The sequence below is a fragment of the Pseudomonas quasicaspiana genome, assembly GCF_021147825.1.
Taxonomy (GTDB): Bacteria; Pseudomonadota; Gammaproteobacteria; order Pseudomonadales; family Pseudomonadaceae; genus Aquipseudomonas; species Aquipseudomonas quasicaspiana.
On the sequence record NZ_JAGTPI010000001.1, the window covers coordinates 292,095 to 308,869 of the forward strand.

Here is a 16,775-nt window from a genome sequence, read left to right on the forward strand (position 1 = left end):
CATGCAAATTTCCTGTAGAGATGGCCCGGAGTTTTTGACACAGCGCTGTTTGCGGCAAACAAGTCTGTTGGAGCGAGGCTTGCCCGCGAAGAGCGATAATGCGGTTCGTCTGGCCTACCGAGTCGTCTGGTTCGCGGGCAAGCCTCGCTCCTACACATCCGTGTTATCAGTAACACTTCGGCCGCTCCTGCACAGGTCATAGCACCAGTGACCTTTACTAAACGTCAATTACTGGATATTTTGTCTTAAACATTTATCCAGATACCCATCCACATGTCCGACTCTTCTGCAGAAACCCGCAACCTGCTCGAACAACTCAAACACGTTGCTCAAGGCCTGGGCGAGACCTTCGGGCCGTTTTGCGAAGTGGTGGTGCATGACCTTCAATCTCCCGATCACGCCATTTACGCCATCCACAACAGTCTGTCAGGTCGCTCTGTTGGTGACCCGGCTACCGAGCTGGGCCTCGCGCGAATCGCCGACCCGGCCTATCCGCAAGTCATCGCCAATTACGCCAACCGGTTCCCCGATGGACGTCAGGCCAAAAGCACCTCGATCGGTATCCGCAACGTCGATGGGCAATACGTCGCGGCGCTGTGCATGAACGTTGATCTGACTCTTTTCCAGGGCGTGCAAACGGCCATGGCTCAATTCACCCGAGTGGATTGCGCGGTGGATGAGTCACTGGAAGTGGATAGCGCACACAGTATTCGCAAACGGATTGATGAGTTCGCGGGTCGCTCGGCAAGCACGCCCCGCTCGCTCAAGGCCGATGAACGCCGCATCTTGCTTCGAGAGCTGAAAGCATCGGGCGCACTGGAAGTGCGCAAATCCATGGACGTGGTCGCGCAACACCTGGGGGTCTCCCGGGCTGCCGCTTACAGCTACCTGAAGTAGGCCCACTGCCGCTTCTGAAATTTGAATTTCAACGAGAGAACCCCATGCCCGACCCCATTCTCTGCAAGAACAGCACAACCATCAGTCCACCTGCCGGGCACTACTCGCACCTGTCCATCGCCAATGGCTTCGTGATGATCAGCGGCCAGTTACCCATCACTGCCGACGGTGCACATCTGGCCAATGCTTCGTTTGAAGATCAGACCCGACAAGTGCTGCTCAATCTGGACAGCTGTCTTCAGACTGCTGGCATCAGCAGAGAGCAGTTGGTGCAGGTGCGGGTGTATGTCACTGACATTGGGCAGTGGCCGCTATTCAATCAACTCTACAGCCAATGGCTGGGGGATCACCGTCCCGCAAGAGCCGTCGCGGGCGTCGCACAATTGCACTACGGCTGCGCCGTGGAAGTTGAAGCCATGGCCGTAGCGGCCTGATATTTTCAGTTGAGAAGGTGACTATCATCGTGAACACGAACACTCTGACACTCCCCACCTATCAAGACGTGGAAGCCGCTGCCCAGCGTCTTGTAGGCCAAGCCAATCGCACGCCGGTAATCACCTCGCGCACCGTCGACAGCCTGTTCGACGCCCAGATATTTTTCAAATGCGAGAACCTGCAGCGGGTCGGTGCATTCAAGTTTCGCGGTGCCTTCAACGCCCTGGCGAAATTTGACGAGCAGCAGCGTAAACATGGCGTGGTGGCATTCTCTTCAGGGAATCACGCGCAGGGTATCGCCCTCGCCGCCCGTCTCCTGGGCATCCCCGCTACCATCGTCATGCCTCACGACGCGCCACCTGCGAAGATTGCGGCGACACGCGAATATGGCGCAAACGTGGTGATCTACAACCGTCAGACCGAAGATCGCGAAGCCATCGGCCGCGAACATTCCGAGCGCCTGGGCATGACCCTGATTCCTCCCTACGACCACCCCGACGTGATAGCCGGACAAGGTACGGCCGCCAAAGAACTGTTCGAAGAAGTCGGACCGCTGGATACGTTACTGGTCTGCCTGGGCGGCGGTGGATTGCTTGCGGGTTCAGCACTTTCAACCCGTGCCCTGTCGCCCGCTTGCAAGCTGTATGGCGTCGAACCTGAAGCGGGCAACGATGGGCAGCGCTCCTTTCGCTCGGGCGAAATCGTCCGTATCGCTGTTCCGCACACCATCGCTGATGGCGCACAAACCCAGTACCTGGGTAACCACACCTTCCCGATCATTCGCCGTGACGTGGACGACATTCTCACCGTGTCTGACGCGCAACTCATCGACGCCATGCGCTTCTATGCCGAACGAACGAAGATGGTCGTCGAACCAACGGGCTGCCTGAGCTTCGCCGCCGCACTGCAGATCAAGGACCAGCTCAAAGGACAGAAAGTCGGGATCCTGATCAGTGGCGGCAACGTGGATTTGCAACGTTACGCGCAGCTGCTGGCTAAATAGTTCGTAATCGATGCAGGACAGCCATTTGCCTTTCAATGCGCGACTGCGCGACAAAATGCCACATCAGAAATTCAACCAGTTGTCTGACAACCGCCGAACGGTCCTAGATGGAGAAAACCAATTGTTCTAAAATGTTGCAATACCGGCAAGCGGACGCGGAATCGAACCTCAACGACATCAACAGTCGTCGACTTGGAAGCCCGGCGACTTGACCAGATTTATAAAAAGAAAAGCCCGTCATAGACGGGCTTTTTTCGTTTTCGGCATTTGTGGCCGAGCGCGCCCTGAGCGCAAACGACGATTTCGGGTCAGCCCACTGGGCGCCCTACTGCACACTTTTAAACTTGAGGCTAATCCCATGCTGCGACTCGTCATCATCTACCTGCTCCAATGGTTCAAACGCCTGGCGTCCAATGCCGTATCACGTAACGGTAACGACACCTACACCGAGAACTTCTCGTCCCGTGAAGAGAGTGACGGCGGCCGCTGGACGTTCGTGACCATTTTCATCGTGTTCACCCTGAGCCTTTATTCGCTGGCTGGCCTGGGCTACTACGCCAAGGTCCACGTCTGGGACGGTTTCACCGAAGCCGAAAAAAACAACATCGCCCAGGCCATGGTCGTTGCCAGCCAGAACATGAACTAAACCTTTGATCTAGCCGCGACCAACGAACGGCATGTTAGTGGCCATAACGGTCATGTTCAGCACGTTGGTCGACAGCGGCAGGCTCGCCATATAGCGCACCGCATTGGCGACCTCTTTGACATCCATCATCGGCTCTACCGCGGTCTGCCCATTGGCTTGCCGCACCCCGGTGGTCATGCGTGCCGCGAGCTCGGTCAAAGCATTGCCGATATCGATCTGACCGCAGGCAATGTTGAACTCACGCCCGTCCAGGGCAAACGTCTTGGTCAACCCAAGCACGGCATGCTTGCTCGCGGTGTAAGGTGAACTGAACGGCCGCGGCGTGTGGGCGGAAATCGACCCGTTATTGATGATCCGTCCACCCTGCGGTACCTGCCTGCGCATCAGCCCAAACGCGGCGCGACCGCAGAGAAATACTCCAGTCACGTTGGTGTTGATCACGTTCAGCCACTTCTCGACGTCCAGTTCGTCCACCGGAACGGCCGGGGCGCCAACGCCGGCGTTATTGAACAAAACATCCAGACGACCATAAGCGTCTTCAATCTTCGCAAACAGCGCATCGACACTCGCCGGATCGCGGACATCAGTGGACACTGCAATGGCCTCGCCACCCGCCTCGCCAATAACCGCCGCCAACTCATCCAGAGGCTCCTGACGACGTCCCGCCAGCACCAGGCGGTAGCCATCCTCCAGCAAGCCCAACGCAACAGCACGACCAATGCCACTGCCTGCGCCCGTGACAAGTGCGACTTTTGAAGCGGTGTTAGTGGTCATTCTGTTGCTCCTTTCTGATTCGGGAAAGTACGGAATAGCACAGGAGATTACCCGGCCTTGCCAACTCCGCGCTATCGAGTTGCAACCAAAGTCGACTGTAGGAGCGCGCTTGCCCGCGATGCTCTTGCCACGAATGAAAAATCTGTCGACTCTAAAATCGAATCGCGGGCAAGCGCGCTCCTACAGTCAACCGTGCTTTAGAGGGGTGGCATTCAAAGTCGATCGACTCATCAAACCCCTTGCGCCACCGACGCTTTCCTGAGAAAAAGCCGCCTTTGTCGCCTTATTAGAGAAAGCACCATGAGCAACGAATTGCTGATCACAGACATCCGCACCGGTGACGGCAAGGAAGTCGTCAAAGGCGCGCTGATCACCACCCAATACACCGGCAAACTGGAAGACGGCACCGTATTCGACTCATCCCATGAACGCGGCAAGCCTTTCCAGTGCGTGATCGGTACCGGGCGCGTGATCAAGGGCTGGGATCAGGGCCTTATGGGCATGAAAGTCGGCGGCATCCGCGCCCTGTTTGTGCCTGCACATCTGGCCTACGGCGACCGGCAGATGGGCGCGCATATCAAGCCGGGGGCTGATTTGCATTTTGAGATCGAATTGATGGAAGTTTTGACTCGGGATGATTGATCAAGACGCAGGACCTGTGGGAGCCGAGCTTGCTCGCGATAAGGCTGGATACGATCCGAAGTGAATTGCGTCCAGCCTTATCGCGAGCATGCTCAGCTCCCACAATCTGGTTTCATTTCACATGGGCATATGCGCATTGCACAGTTTGAATGCTGAAACCTGACGAGGCCGGCATCTCCCGGGCGAAAGCCAGCCCTGCAGATAGGTGGAGTACTTCGTGCGTCAGCATCCAGGCAACCATGCCTTATGCGTTCCGCCCTCTCTCATCAAACAACATGCAAATTACTGGATTGAAATGCATTTTCTGCAGGAGCTGCCGAAGGCTGCGAAGTATTTCTCCTGATACACCGCTATCGCAGCCTTCGGCAGCTCCTACAGGTCGTTGGTTTGCCGCGAGACAGCGCGGTGTCATGCACACTGGGGCCACTTCTACAACGCTCATCATCAGGTCTGATTGCTTGTTCCCCCAGAAAAAGCGATGCTCCACCGCATAGAAATCGCGGTACTTATAAGAAGGAAACATCATGGCCCTCAACAAGCCGACCCAGGAACTCAAGCGTCACCTCAAGGGAACTGCCGAGAACCTTGAAAGCACTGCCAATGAAATACTCAAGCTCGCCGAACAAATGACTGATGTCGACGTCACGGCCATTCTGCAATTGGTCAACCGGCTGTATGGAGATGCCGATCAGCTCAAAGCCTACGCCGACGAGATCAAGGCCAAACGGATCGTTCGCGCCAAGGCTCTTTAATCAAGCGTTGCAATGTTCGCGTCTGAATCAGTGATCAATGCAAGGACCTGCGATGCTGCCTTCCACCGCCAATGCCAGCGCTAGTTTGAAGCATCTGCACATGCAGAAATTGCGCGGGCGTGTGGGTATGGGGTTGGCGGCAAGCCTTTCGGTTCTGGCAGGCATGACCGATGCCATCGGGTTCATGGCGACGGGCGACTTCGTTTCCTTCATGAGCGGCAATACCACCCGTCTGGCGGTGGCGATCAGCGATGGTGACCTGAACACCACCTCTCGCCTGCTGTTGGCAATCATCACCTTCGTAATCGGCAATGCGCTGGGGGTGATCGTTGCCCGGGTAAGTGGCCGACGCGCCCTGCCCTTGTTATTAAGTATCGGTATGCTGCTGTGCGCTGCCGCAGCCTGGCCAATGGCTTCGCAGATTATTACCGTCGTGGCGGCGATTCTGGCCATGGGCATGCTCAATGCCGCCGTTGAACAGGTCAACGGCCTGCCGGTGGGGCTGACATATGTGACGGGAGCACTTTCCCGATTCGGGCGCGGTCTGGGACGCTGGATGCTTGGCGAGCGCCGTGATGGCTGGCGCATACAGTTGGTCCCTTGGGCCGGCATGTTCATAGGGGCAATTATCGGCGCACTGCTGGAAAACCGGCTGGGACCCAATGCGCTGTTGATCAGCGGCGCATTTGCCGCAGTGCTGGGGATATTGACCCTGTTTATCCCCTATCGCTGGCAGCGTCGCTACATACCACGCTGAGCCTTCAAACCGTCACCTTTTCGTCATATGGGCTGATTACTATCTGAGGACTTTTCCTACAGATGAGTGCCCGACATGTCTCCTGAGCACGAAAATATCGCGCGGCGTATTCATCGCGAGCTGCTTGATCATAATGATGAAGAGCTGGAGCTCGAGCTGGCAGAAGACGAGTACAGCCTCGACAAACTGTTTGAAAACGATATCAGCGACAGCGATGAAAAACAGGCCCGCCGCCTTTATTTCAGCGAACTGTTTCGCCTTCAGGGCGAGCTCGTCAAACTGCAAAGCTGGGTGGTGAAAACCGGGCACAAAGTCGTGATCCTTTTCGAGGGTCGCGATGCAGCCGGTAAAGGCGGCGTGATCAAGCGCATCACCCAACGCCTCAACCCGCGGGTCTGTCGTGTCGCTGCACTGCCTGCGCCCAACGACCGTGAACGCACTCAATGGTATTTCCAGCGCTACGTTTCACACCTGCCCGCGGCCGGTGAGATCGTCCTGTTCGACCGCAGTTGGTATAACCGCGCGGGCGTGGAAAAGGTCATGGGCTTTTGCGACGACGATCAGTACGAGGAGTTTTTCCGTACCGTGCCCGAGTTCGAGCGCATGCTCGCCCGCTCTGGCATTCAGTTAATCAAATACTGGTTTTCGATCTCCGATCAGGAACAGCACTTGCGCTTTCTCAGCCGCATCCATGATCCGCTCAAGCAATGGAAGCTCAGCCCCATGGATCTGGAATCCCGTCGTCGCTGGGAGGACTACACCAAGGCCAAGGAAATCATGCTGGAGCGTACTCACATCGCCGAAGCGCCGTGGTGGGTGGTGCAGGCAGATGACAAGAAGACCGCGCGCCTGAACTGCATCCACCACTTGCTGGGCCAGATGCCCTACGAAGAAGTCGAGCAACCGGCGATTGAACTGCCAGAGCGTCAGCGCCGTGAGGATTACAGCCGCGTGCCGACGCCGAGTGACCTGATCATCCCGCAAATTTATTAACACAGCCCGACGAGCGCCTGGAACCAGAGTCCGGGCGCTCGGTTGGCTCAGGCGTTCAACTCAGCGACACTCAGCTTGCGCAACAGGTCGCGTTTTTTGCTCCGATGGCCCTGCATACGCACCAACAAGTCGTCCAGCGTCCCCATGGCCTCCAGGATATGCGGACCTTTGTTGAGCATCACACATTCAGCTCGCACCCCCATCGCTGCGTCGGTAATTTCGGCACGGGTTGCAGCGCCGGTTTTGGCGAGCGTATCCAGCACTTGAGTCGCCCAGATCACAGGGACATGGGCTGCCTCGCAAATACACAGGATCTCTTCCTGCAGCTCCGCGGTTCGTTCGAAACCGTTTTCTACCGCCAGATCTCCCCGGGCAATCATCACTCCCAGTCGCGGATTCTGCATGCCCGCCAGCAGTAACGCCGCCAGGCTCTCGAATCCGCGTCGTGTCTCGATTTTCAACACGACGCCAAGATGCTCGGCGTTGAGGTGCTTCAAATGCGCCAGAAGTGATTTGACGTCCTCAGGACTGTTAACGAACGACAACTCCACCACGTCCGCATGCTGGGCGGCGAACGCAAGTGCCTCCAGGTCCTCGGGCGACAACGCGTCAAGTTGCAGCTCGCTGTCGGGCAGATTGATGCCCTTGTCGCTTTTCAGTTTGGCTCCGCCCGGCGCATGGGTAATACGGACGGTAACGACGTCGGCCTGCACTGACTGGATACGCCCACCGATTTTGCCATCGTCAAACCATACCGGTTCGTTGGCGCGCAGATCCTTGAACACCTCAGGCAACGTGCAGCCGATACGCGCGGGGGTCAGGACCTTGCCACTGCTGTCGCGGACTGCGGGATGACCATGACTGGCGTCAGCGCTCAGCAGTAAAGCATCGCCCTCGTTGAGGACAATGCTTTGTTCCCGAGGCGGCACGCCGGTAATGCGTTCTGATTTCGGGCGACCCCGATGCTTTTTCAAGTGCAGCTCTATGCCGGGAATCATGTAGGCCGTCTTACGCAACTCCGCCCGACAGCCTTGTCCGGTGACTTCAACGATCGACAGTGAACGACTTGAATCTCTTGCGTCCCTGAACGCAAGCTCATCACCGACCTGCAACTGCTTTAACCATTTTCCCGGCATCTGCAAACAATAGTCATCGTCTGAAAAGGCCTCCGGCTCTTCGGCAAGCCAGACTTGAGCGGCGGTCACGATGCGTCCGAAATCATCGCGTTGCGGGCGGATTTTCAACACTGCCGGGCCCGGCTGTATCTGCCCCGTGCGCAACTTCGGCCCCGCAAGGTCCATCATCACCTGGCAGGTTCTGCCGACCTTGGCAGCGGCGCTGCGACCATGCTCAATCATTTTCAGCCAGGTCGCCGGGTCATCGTGAGCGCAGTTGATGCGTTGACAATCCATGCCTGCCTGCACCAGTTCACGGACCATGGAAGGATTGCTCGCGGCCTCTTGAGGCATGGTCACCATGATGCGTACGCCGCGCTCTGGCGCTGGGCCGCCAAACAATTGGTTAGCATGCTGGATAAGAAGTTCTTCCCCTGCCCGGTTCACCAAACTGCCGGAGCTTTCTTCAAGCTCAGCGCCGGGCAGCAAGCGCTTCAGGACATCAATGACCCTGTCTACCGATGCGAGCGCATTGGCTTCACAGCGTCCCAGGGAAGAAAGGCCAAGCCCGGACAACTGCTGTTGCAGAGGACGAATATCATGGCGGCGCAACGCGAGGTAGCCCAGTAAGTTGCGAGCACTGTCCAGATAATCGGGGTGCACTTGCATGCTTTCGATGGGCGTCCGGGCAGCGGCCTCCATCTTGACTCGCAAAAAAGACAGACGCTTTAGCGCAGCTCGTATTTGCTGCTCATCCAATACGTTGAAGTCGGTTTCTATGATTGTCATGGCGGGCACTCGCTTCGAATGGAGACCATTGCGGTCCGTCAGACAAGCACCTGGACCAGCGCAATGTGCGGACTTAAAGGCTAAAGCCCGATTGTGACGATCTGCTTACTGCGGACAGCGAGCAGATGGACGGCCCGGGCACGCAGGAAAATAGATTGGACGCTAACGATTTTCGTGCTTAACCTTGCCCGCCTGTTTGCGCGCAACGGACGGGCCTGAATGTTTGCTGTTCTCAATATATTGCTACCGATTTTCGCCCTGATCCTGCTGGGGTTCATCTGCCGACGCACGAACCGCCTTGGTCCGAACGCTGCGTCGGAAATCAACCGGATGGTGGTCTGGCTGTGTTTACCGGCGTTGCTCTTCAGCGTTACGGCAACATCGACCTGGGAGCAGATCTGGCATCCGGGCTTCGTCATCGGCTTTACGTTGAGCACCTTGTCGGTATTCGTCATTACCCTCCTGCTGCGCTGGAAGAAAGGCACCCATCTGGCCGATGCGAGCATCGACGCACTCGGCGGGTCTTACGCCAATGCGGGCTATATCGGTATCCCGCTGTGCGTGATGGTGCTCGGCCAGGAAGGGCTGCAACCGGCGCTGGTCGGTGCACTTCTGGTGGTCTGCGTGTTATTTGGCCTGGCGCTGGTCTGTGTGGAAGTCGGGCTGCAAACCGAGCGCAAGCCGCACCGCATTGCCTTGAAAGTGTTTCTGGCGCTGGCGAAAAACCCTCTAGTGGTGTCTCCGATCCTCGGCGCGTTATGGGCCAGCAGCGGCGCGCCCTTGCCCGGCGCACTGGAAAAGCTGCTCAGCCTCCTGGCTGCGGCGACCAGCCCCTGCGCACTGGTCGCGCTTGGTTTGTTCCTCGCCGAAAAACAGCAAGGCACACGTGAAGGAACGTCGCTGCTGGTCCTGATCAAGCTCATCGGCCACCCGCTGCTGACCTGGGTGCTGGTGTTTCATGTATTCGATGTGCCGCTGCTATGGGCCAATGCCGCCCTGCTGCTCAGCGCACTGCCCACCGGCACCGGCCCATTCATGCTGGCTGAGTACTACAAGCGCGAAGCGTCACTGGTATCGAGCACGATTCTGGTGTCGACTCTCGGTTCGCTCGTGACGCTGTCGATCTGCCTGTACGTGATCAGTCATCCGGGGTGACGTCGCTGCGCGTCCGGCGTCGATAACGTTTAACATGTCGCGCCCTTTCGCCACTGATTGCCGTCATGACCCCAGAAGCACTCGCTATCCTGAACCAGCACCTGCTGGATGCCCTGCAAACCGCGCCCGATGAGACCCGCCGTCTGTTTCATGGCCGAGGCCGCGTCTGGCCGGGACTTGAGCAGGTGACGGTCGACTGGATGCAAGGCGTGGTGCTAGTCTCACTGTTCCGCGAGCCCGCAAAGACCGAGCTTGAAGCGCTGACCCGTCTGCTGCTGGAACTGACCCGCACCCCGCAATGGATGAACAGCCAGGCACATACCTTATTGCTGCAACACCGCTACTTGCCGGAAAGCACCACCGAGTGGCTGCTGGGTGAGCGGGTGGAAGAATGGCAGATCACTGAAAGCGGCCTGCACTTCAAAGTGGATCTGGGCAGGAAGCAGAACTGCGGCCTGTTTCTGGACATGCGTTACGGGCGCGACTGGGTGCGTGCCAACGCGCAGGGCAAACGGATACTGAATCTGTTTGCCTACACCTGTGGCTTTTCCGTCGCGGCCATCGCAGGCGGTGCCGAACAAGTGGTCAATCTCGACATGTCCCGGGCCGCACTCACCCGCGGGCGTGAGAACCACCGCCTCAATCAACACGACTTGCGCAAAGTCAGCTTTCTGGATCACGAACTGTTCAAGTCATGGGGCAAGGTGAAAAAATCCGGGCCTTATAACCTGGTTATTATTGACCCGCCCTCCTTCCAGCGCGGCAGCTTCCTGCTCGACAAGGATTACCAGAAAGTACTGCGACGCATGCCCGAACTGCTGGTGCCGGGCGGTCAGGTGCTGGCCTGCATGAATGAACCAAGCCTGGGCTCCAGTTTCCTGATCGACCACACCGCCGTTGAAGCGCCAAACCTGCGTTTCGAACAACGTCTAAACAATCCACCGGAGTTCCCTGACGCTGAGGTCGAAGGTGGATTGAAGGCGCTGCTCTTTAAGGACATGTCTGAAACTGCAGAGATATAATATAACTCTTTATTAATTAGTTAGCTTTACAACGTTAAGCGCAGCAAAAAGGACTCAGCCGATGTTTAATGGCGTCAAATAACCACTTGTTTACGCCCTTAAAGTTTCAGTTTTAAACGCCGATGGACTTGAATAACCAGACCTGTGTAAACAACAAAACTTTTCTACACAGGTGATGGTTTTTTCACACATTGGCGCCTACAGTGATATCAAGTCGCCAGCAGATAGATCAGTTGAATCTCAGCTATCGCAGCGTGGCGATTCGAGGTATCTCGGTATGAAAACAAGAAATATAAAACTGACCACCAGAGCCCTGTTCAGCTTCGGCATCATTTGTCTTCTCTTGATCGGCCTTGGCGCCGCCTCGCTGTTCAAGATGGATGACATTCACGACTCCGCCTCCGACCTTCAGAAAAACTGGCTGCCCAGCGTCAGACAGGCTGGTCGGATCGAGACTGCGATGCTCCTGTATCGTCTGGACGCCAGACGATTTGTCATGGACGACGCACGCCTGGGCGAAGCGTCGATCAAGAAAATCAATCAACTCAAAGCCAACTTGAGCAAAGCCACACAGGACTATGCGCCTATGGTCGGCGACGCCGCCGAGCGAGAACTGTTCAATAAGGTCTCGGCCAACGTCAGTGCCTATCAGGGCAAAATCGACGAATTGATGGAGTTAAGTAAAACTCGCACTTATCAGGAAATGGCGGTATTCATCCAGGACACCTCCAAGCCTCAGGCTGTGGCGCTGCAAAGCGCTATTGAAGAGCTGATTGGCGTTAACGAAAAAGGGGCGGAGCAATCCGGATCGATCGCGGATGAAAGTTTTATCAGCGGCCGTTATATCTCAATGATATTCATTGTTATCGCCGTCATCGTTACTGTAGTTGTAGCCGTGGCCTTTACCCGAAGTATTACCCAGCCTATTCAAACCCTGCTGATCACCACCCGGAAAATTGCCGACGGCGATTTACGCACTACGGTTGAAATCAGCGGCGCGGATGAGATGACCGAGTTGCAGACCGCTACTGCGACCATGCTGGCGAATCTCAAAGGGACGATTCAGCATATCTCCGACTCCTCGGGACAACTCGCCTCAGCGGCGGAAGAAATGAGCTCGATCACCAAAGAGTCCAATGCCGGTATCCAACGGCAAAGCATGGAAACCGAGCAGGCGGCCACCGCAGTCAACCAGATGACTGCCGCCGTCGAGGAAGTCGCCCGCAACGCGGTCGCTGCCTCTCAGTCAACCCAGGCATCAGAACGCTCGGCACAGACAGGGCAGGAGCGCGTCAGCCAGACCATCGCCTCGCTGGAAAAACTCAGTACTACAGTCGAACGTACCGGCCTTGAAGTCGAAGGCCTGGCGAACCAGGCACAGCACATCGCCAAAGTACTGGACGTGATTGGCTCCATCGCCGAACAAACCAACCTGCTGGCCTTGAACGCCGCTATCGAAGCCGCCCGGGCGGGCGAGCAAGGCCGCGGGTTTGCCGTGGTGGCGGATGAAGTCCGCGCACTGGCCCACAGAACGCAAACGTCTACCCGGGAAATCGAGCAGATGATCCAGGGCATTCAAAAAGACTCGACCCTGGCAGTGCAGTCCATGAAACAAAGCACGCTTGAAGCCGGCTCGACCTTGCAGATCGCCCATGAAGCCGGTGTCGCAATCAAAGAGATTACCGCAGCAATTTCCCACATCAACGAGAGGAATATGCTGATTGCCACCGCGTCAGAACAGCAGGCGCAAGTCGCCCGTTCGGTTGACCAGAACCTGATGAGTATTCGCGACCTTTCCTCACAAAGCTCATCCGCAGCCAGTCAGACCTCACTGGCCAGCAATGAGCTGTCGCAACTGGCCGTAGGCCTTAATCGTCTGGTAGCGAGGTTTTCGGTATAGCAACTGCGGGAAAAGCGCGATCAGTTCCGAATGCCTGATTGCGAACTTCAGCCATAACAAAAAGCGAGTCATTATCGTGCTGAAACATATCTCTGTGGCCGAGCTACGCCTCGGCATGTACGTACACGAATTCTGTGGCTCAGGGATAGAGCAGTCATTCTGGAAAAACGGATTCATGCTTTCGAATGAGCATGATCTGCAACGCATCCTCGACGCAAAAGTCGCAGAGCTCTGGATCGATGACAGCCGCGGTGTCAGCCCTGTACCCGCCGCGCCTGTTCAATCAGATCCAGCACTGCCGACCTGCCTGCAAAACATCGCCAACAAACCTGTTCCCCATCGTGTTGCACTGAATCAGGAAATTTCCCGATCCCTCAAGCTGTGTGCTCATTCCAGAGCGGCTGTCGAGAAGATGTTCAGTGATTTACGCATGGGTCAGGTCATTGAAATGGAGAAGGTCAGCGAACTGGTCGAGGAAATCTCCGACTCGCTGTCCCGGCATCCCGATGCCTTGATCAGCCTTGCTCGACTGAAGACCTGTGATGAATACACCTACATGCATTCGGTCGCAGTCTGCGCACTGATGGTCGCCCTCGCCCGCCAGCTTGGACTTCCGCCTGCTTTGGTTCACGAAGCGGGTGTCGCAGGCCTGATGCATGATGTCGGTAAGGTCGTGATCCCGCTGACCATCCTCAACAAGCCGGGCGCGCTTAGCGATGAGGAGTTCGCAACCATGCGCAGCCACTCGCAGTCGGGAGCCGATATGCTGAGGCAAAGCCACCATTTCAGCCCCAGGGTCATGGACGTTTGCCTGCATCACCATGAAAAAATCGACGGCACCGGCTATCCACACAGGCTGGCGGGAAGCCAGATCAGCCTGTTTGCACGGATGGGCGCGGTGTGTGACGTGTATGACGCGGTAACTTCGGACCGCCCCTATAAAGAAGCCTGGGGCCCGGCTGAAGCCATCCACCGCATGGCCCAGTGGCAGGGACATTTTGACGAAAAGGTCTTTCAGGCCTTCGTCAAATGCGTAGGCATTTACCCGGTCGGCGCACTGGTCCGCATGGAAAGCGGACGGATTGGTGTAGTGATCGAACAGCATGAAAAATCGTTGCTCACGCCCAAGGTCCGGGTGTTTTTCTGCGCCAACAGCAATCAGCACATCGCGCACACCACCCTCAACCTCGCCGCACTTGTGGGCCAGGATCGCATCGTGGGTCGTGAGTCAGCGAAGGAATGGGGATTCAGTAACCTGGATGAGCTGTGGGCTGAGTCCAGTGTGGGGAGCAAGTCGAATTGTGGCTAGCACGCAAACGTTATAGAAGTTGCCGCAGGCTACGAAGCCAATTGCCCTGTTGGAGCGAGGCTTGCCCGCGAAGCGTTCGATGAGGTCTGTCAGGCAGATCGCGTCATCGTTCTTCGCGGGCAAGCCTCGCTCCAACGGACAGTGCAGTCATGAGAGCGGTGCTTACCCTCACATCAGAACTTGAACGCCTGACGCCCGATCAGCAGCCACTTGCCGTCCTGCTTCTGCCAGATCTGGAAGTTTTCGATCTCAGTCGGGACAACCTTGCCGCTGTTCACTGCCTCGGCGGAAAAGTGGTTGCGAACCAGCGCGGTATCACCCGACAAAGTGATCTGCTGCTTCTGCATTTCAAGCCTGTTGAACGCGCTTTTGCCCGTTTCGATATCTGCGATAAAGGCTTTCTTGTCCTGAATGTTGCCGCTGGAATGCCCATAAGTGAGGTTGTCGGCAGTCAGTGCCTGCAGTTGCGCAATATCCTTGTGCCACATTGCTTGAGTCAATTTGTCGACAGCCTTTTCAACATCGGCTTGATCCGAGGCATGAGCCGTAGCCGTGTAACCGCCGAACAGGCAGAGAAACGCAACGAGCAGCTTGAAACGCTTGTTCATGTCTATTCCTTGTTATTGTTTATTGGTAATGGAGGAAAACGCGTAAAAGACCGAGTTGCCTTATACGACGTCTTACAACATAGCTTATTTATCAAAACAGGCAAACGAGATTTTCAAGCCAGCGGTATTAACTCCTTAAACCTATAAATAATAGTGGCTTTAGCACTCGCCTATAAATATTCACCGACCTGAAACGCAGAAACCCGGCGCTGCGTTTAAGCAGGGCCGGGTTTCTTGTACGGGTTTCAAGTGGTCATTACTGACCACATGAGCCCCGTGCGTCTGACGATAAGCGTGTTACAGAGCCATATCCGAAGCAGGATTGCTTGGCTGTGGCTTCGCAGGCTTGGCCGGTGCAGCGCTGGCAGCCGGGTAAGCTGCAGGGTCGATTACCGGTGGCTTGGTCAGTTGCAGGACTTCAGCGGTGTAATCCCACGACTGCTGAACGCGCTCAGGTGAACCGTTGAGCTTGGTGCCATAGCTCGGAACGATCTGACGCATCTTGGCTTGCCACTCTGGAGTAGCAACCTTGTCCTTGAAGGCTTTTTCCAGCACGTCGATCATGATCGGCGGTGCAGTCGAGGCACCCGGGGAGGCGCCCAGCAGGCCAGCGATAGAACGGTCCTGAGAGAAAACAACCTCAGTACCCAGCTTCAACACACCGCCTTTCTCGGCATCGCGCTTGATGATCTGAACGCGCTGACCGGCTTGCCACAAGCGCCAGTCTTCTTTCTTGGCGTGCGGGAAGTACTCTTTCAGCGCGTTGAAGCGGTCGTCATCCGACATCATCAATTGGCCTGCGAGGTACTCGATCAGCGGATACTGCTCGACGCCAACCTTGGTCATCGGCCACACGTTATGGGTCGTGGTGGTCGACAGCAGGTCAAGGTACGAACCTTCCTTCAGGAACTTGGTGGAGAAGGTAGCGAACGGGCCAAACAGAATCATGCGCTTGCCGTCCAGAACACGGGTGTCCAGGTGCGGTACGGACATGGGTGGCGCGCCAGTCGACGCGATACCGTAGGCCTTGGCCATGTGCTGCATGGCCAGATCCTGGTTTTCAGTTACCAGGAACGAGCCGCCAACCGGGAAGCCGCCGTATTCGCGAGCCTCGGGGATGTCAGCGATTTGCAGCAGCTTCAACGCACCGCCGCCAGCGCCGACAAACACGAATTTCGCGTCGGTGCCGTGGGTAGTACCGTCTTTCAGGTTTTTGTACTCGACGTGCCAGCTGCCGTCCTTGTTGCGAGTGATTTCGTTGACTTCGCTCGACAACTTCAGGTCGAAGACAGGCTTGGTCTGCAGGTTGGCAACGTATTGGCGAGTGACTTCGCCCCAGTTCGCATCGGTACCCAGTGGCGTCCAGGTAGCAGCGATTTTCTGGTTTGGATCACGCCCTTCCATCATCAGTGGAACCCACTGCTTGATCTGAGCCTGATCTTCGCTGTACTGCATGCCAGCGAACAACGGGCTGGTTTTCAGCGCTTCGTAGCGGGCCTTCAGGAACTTGACGTTATCGTCGCCCCACATGAAGCTCATGTGTGGAGTCGAGTTGATGAACGAATGCGGGTTTTTCAGGACGCCATTCTTGACCTGCCACGCCATGAACTGGCGGGTGACCTGAAACGCTTCGTTGATTTCGATTGCCTTGGCAATCTCGATCTTGCCGTCTTTGCCGTACGGGGTGTAGTTGGACTCGGCCAGGGCAGAGTGACCGGTACCGGCGTTGTTCCAGCCGTTGGAGCTTTCTTCGGCAACTTTGTCGAGACGCTCGACCATTTCCATGGTCCAGGTCGGCTCAAGCTCGTTCAGCCACGTGCCAAGGGTAGCGCTCATGATGCCGCCACCGATCAGCAACACATCGACTTTCTTGGTTTCTTCTGCATGCAAAGGCGTCAGTCCCATCGACAGCGCCAGGCCCAGGAGGGCTGTGTTCACTTTTTTTAACATACTGTGATTTTTCCAGGATAGAACGTCA

16 protein-coding genes are annotated in these 16,775 nt (G+C 56.5%); 12 read left to right on the top strand and 4 right to left on the bottom strand.

The window, feature by feature from the left end; all coding sequences use genetic code 11:
- Window positions 1-273: 273 nt before the first annotated feature.
- The 4 genes from KDX30_RS01365 (at window position 274) to KDX30_RS01380 (ending at window position 2,981) form a co-directional block, all read left to right on the top strand.
- Complete coding sequence (locus KDX30_RS01365) at window positions 274-897, top strand: helix-turn-helix transcriptional regulator (protein WP_231674763.1); 624 nt, start codon at window positions 274-276, stop codon at window positions 895-897.
- Between the two features lie 44 nt (window positions 898-941).
- Entirely contained in the window at window positions 942-1,331 is a 390-nt protein-coding gene (locus KDX30_RS01370; protein WP_099268768.1) for a RidA family protein, read from the top strand.
- 44 nt (window positions 1,332-1,375) lie between these two features.
- Complete coding sequence (locus KDX30_RS01375; RefSeq protein WP_231674829.1) at window positions 1,376-2,335, top strand: threo-3-hydroxy-L-aspartate ammonia-lyase; 960 nt, start codon at window positions 1,376-1,378, stop codon at window positions 2,333-2,335.
- 358 nt (window positions 2,336-2,693) lie between these two features.
- Window positions 2,694-2,981 (top strand): hypothetical protein, encoded by a 288-nt coding sequence (locus tag KDX30_RS01380; protein ID WP_099268766.1) that lies wholly within the window; start codon window positions 2,694-2,696, stop codon window positions 2,979-2,981.
- A gap of 9 nt (window positions 2,982-2,990) precedes the next feature.
- On the opposite strand, the gene KDX30_RS01385 is transcribed toward KDX30_RS01380, so the two are convergent.
- A complete protein-coding gene (locus KDX30_RS01385) occupies window positions 2,991-3,755 on the bottom strand; it encodes an SDR family oxidoreductase (RefSeq protein WP_231674764.1) in 765 nt (254 codons plus the stop codon).
- Window positions 3,756-4,055: 300 nt separating this feature from the next.
- On the opposite strand from KDX30_RS01385, the gene KDX30_RS01390 reads away from it, so the two are divergent.
- The 4 genes from KDX30_RS01390 to ppk2 all read left to right on the top strand — a co-directional run bounded on the left by KDX30_RS01390 (window position 4,056) and on the right by ppk2 (window position 6,899).
- Entirely contained in the window at window positions 4,056-4,397 is a 342-nt protein-coding gene (locus tag KDX30_RS01390) for an FKBP-type peptidyl-prolyl cis-trans isomerase (RefSeq protein WP_231674765.1), read from the top strand.
- Window positions 4,398-4,921: 524 nt separating this feature from the next.
- On the top strand, window positions 4,922-5,149 hold the full coding sequence (locus KDX30_RS01395) for a hypothetical protein (protein ID WP_027900182.1): 228 nt from the start codon (window positions 4,922-4,924) through the stop codon (window positions 5,147-5,149).
- A 52-nt stretch (window positions 5,150-5,201) separates the two neighbouring features.
- Complete coding sequence (locus KDX30_RS01400) at window positions 5,202-5,906, top strand: YoaK family protein (RefSeq protein ID WP_231674766.1); 705 nt, start codon at window positions 5,202-5,204, stop codon at window positions 5,904-5,906.
- A 75-nt stretch (window positions 5,907-5,981) separates the two neighbouring features.
- The gene (gene ppk2 / locus KDX30_RS01405) at window positions 5,982-6,899 is read left to right on the top strand and encodes a polyphosphate kinase 2 (protein ID WP_027900184.1); all 918 of its coding nucleotides are present in this window, start codon (window positions 5,982-5,984) and stop codon (window positions 6,897-6,899) included.
- 47 nt (window positions 6,900-6,946) lie between these two features.
- On the opposite strand, the gene KDX30_RS01410 is transcribed toward ppk2, so the two are convergent.
- Entirely contained in the window at window positions 6,947-8,803 is a 1,857-nt protein-coding gene (locus tag KDX30_RS01410) for a pyruvate kinase (protein WP_231674767.1), read from the bottom strand.
- Window positions 8,804-9,022: 219 nt separating this feature from the next.
- Here KDX30_RS01410 and KDX30_RS01415 point away from each other — a divergent pair, with 219 nt between their 5' ends.
- From KDX30_RS01415 to KDX30_RS01430, 4 genes are all read left to right on the top strand, one after another.
- On the top strand, window positions 9,023-9,958 hold the full coding sequence (locus KDX30_RS01415; RefSeq protein ID WP_231674768.1) for an AEC family transporter: 936 nt from the start codon (window positions 9,023-9,025) through the stop codon (window positions 9,956-9,958).
- Window positions 9,959-10,023: 65 nt separating this feature from the next.
- Window positions 10,024-10,980 (top strand): class I SAM-dependent methyltransferase, encoded by a 957-nt coding sequence (locus tag KDX30_RS01420; RefSeq protein ID WP_231674769.1) that lies wholly within the window; start codon window positions 10,024-10,026, stop codon window positions 10,978-10,980.
- A 277-nt stretch (window positions 10,981-11,257) separates the two neighbouring features.
- Window positions 11,258-12,880, top strand: coding sequence for a methyl-accepting chemotaxis protein (locus tag KDX30_RS01425; RefSeq protein ID WP_122395199.1), 1,623 nt, complete (start codon window positions 11,258-11,260; stop codon window positions 12,878-12,880).
- Window positions 12,881-12,956: 76 nt separating this feature from the next.
- The gene (locus KDX30_RS01430) at window positions 12,957-14,189 is read left to right on the top strand and encodes an HD-GYP domain-containing protein (RefSeq protein WP_231674770.1); all 1,233 of its coding nucleotides are present in this window, start codon (window positions 12,957-12,959) and stop codon (window positions 14,187-14,189) included.
- A 173-nt stretch (window positions 14,190-14,362) separates the two neighbouring features.
- Here KDX30_RS01430 and KDX30_RS01435 read toward each other — a convergent pair whose 3' ends face one another.
- Both KDX30_RS01435 and mqo read right to left on the bottom strand, forming a co-directional pair.
- Window positions 14,363-14,797, bottom strand: a complete 435-nt coding sequence (locus KDX30_RS01435) for a nuclear transport factor 2 family protein (RefSeq protein ID WP_049826922.1) — start codon at window positions 14,795-14,797, stop codon at window positions 14,363-14,365.
- Between the two features lie 297 nt (window positions 14,798-15,094).
- Window positions 15,095-16,747, bottom strand: a complete 1,653-nt coding sequence (gene mqo, locus KDX30_RS01440) for a malate dehydrogenase (quinone) (RefSeq protein WP_027900191.1) — start codon at window positions 16,745-16,747, stop codon at window positions 15,095-15,097.
- Window positions 16,748-16,775: the final 28 nt, after the last annotated feature.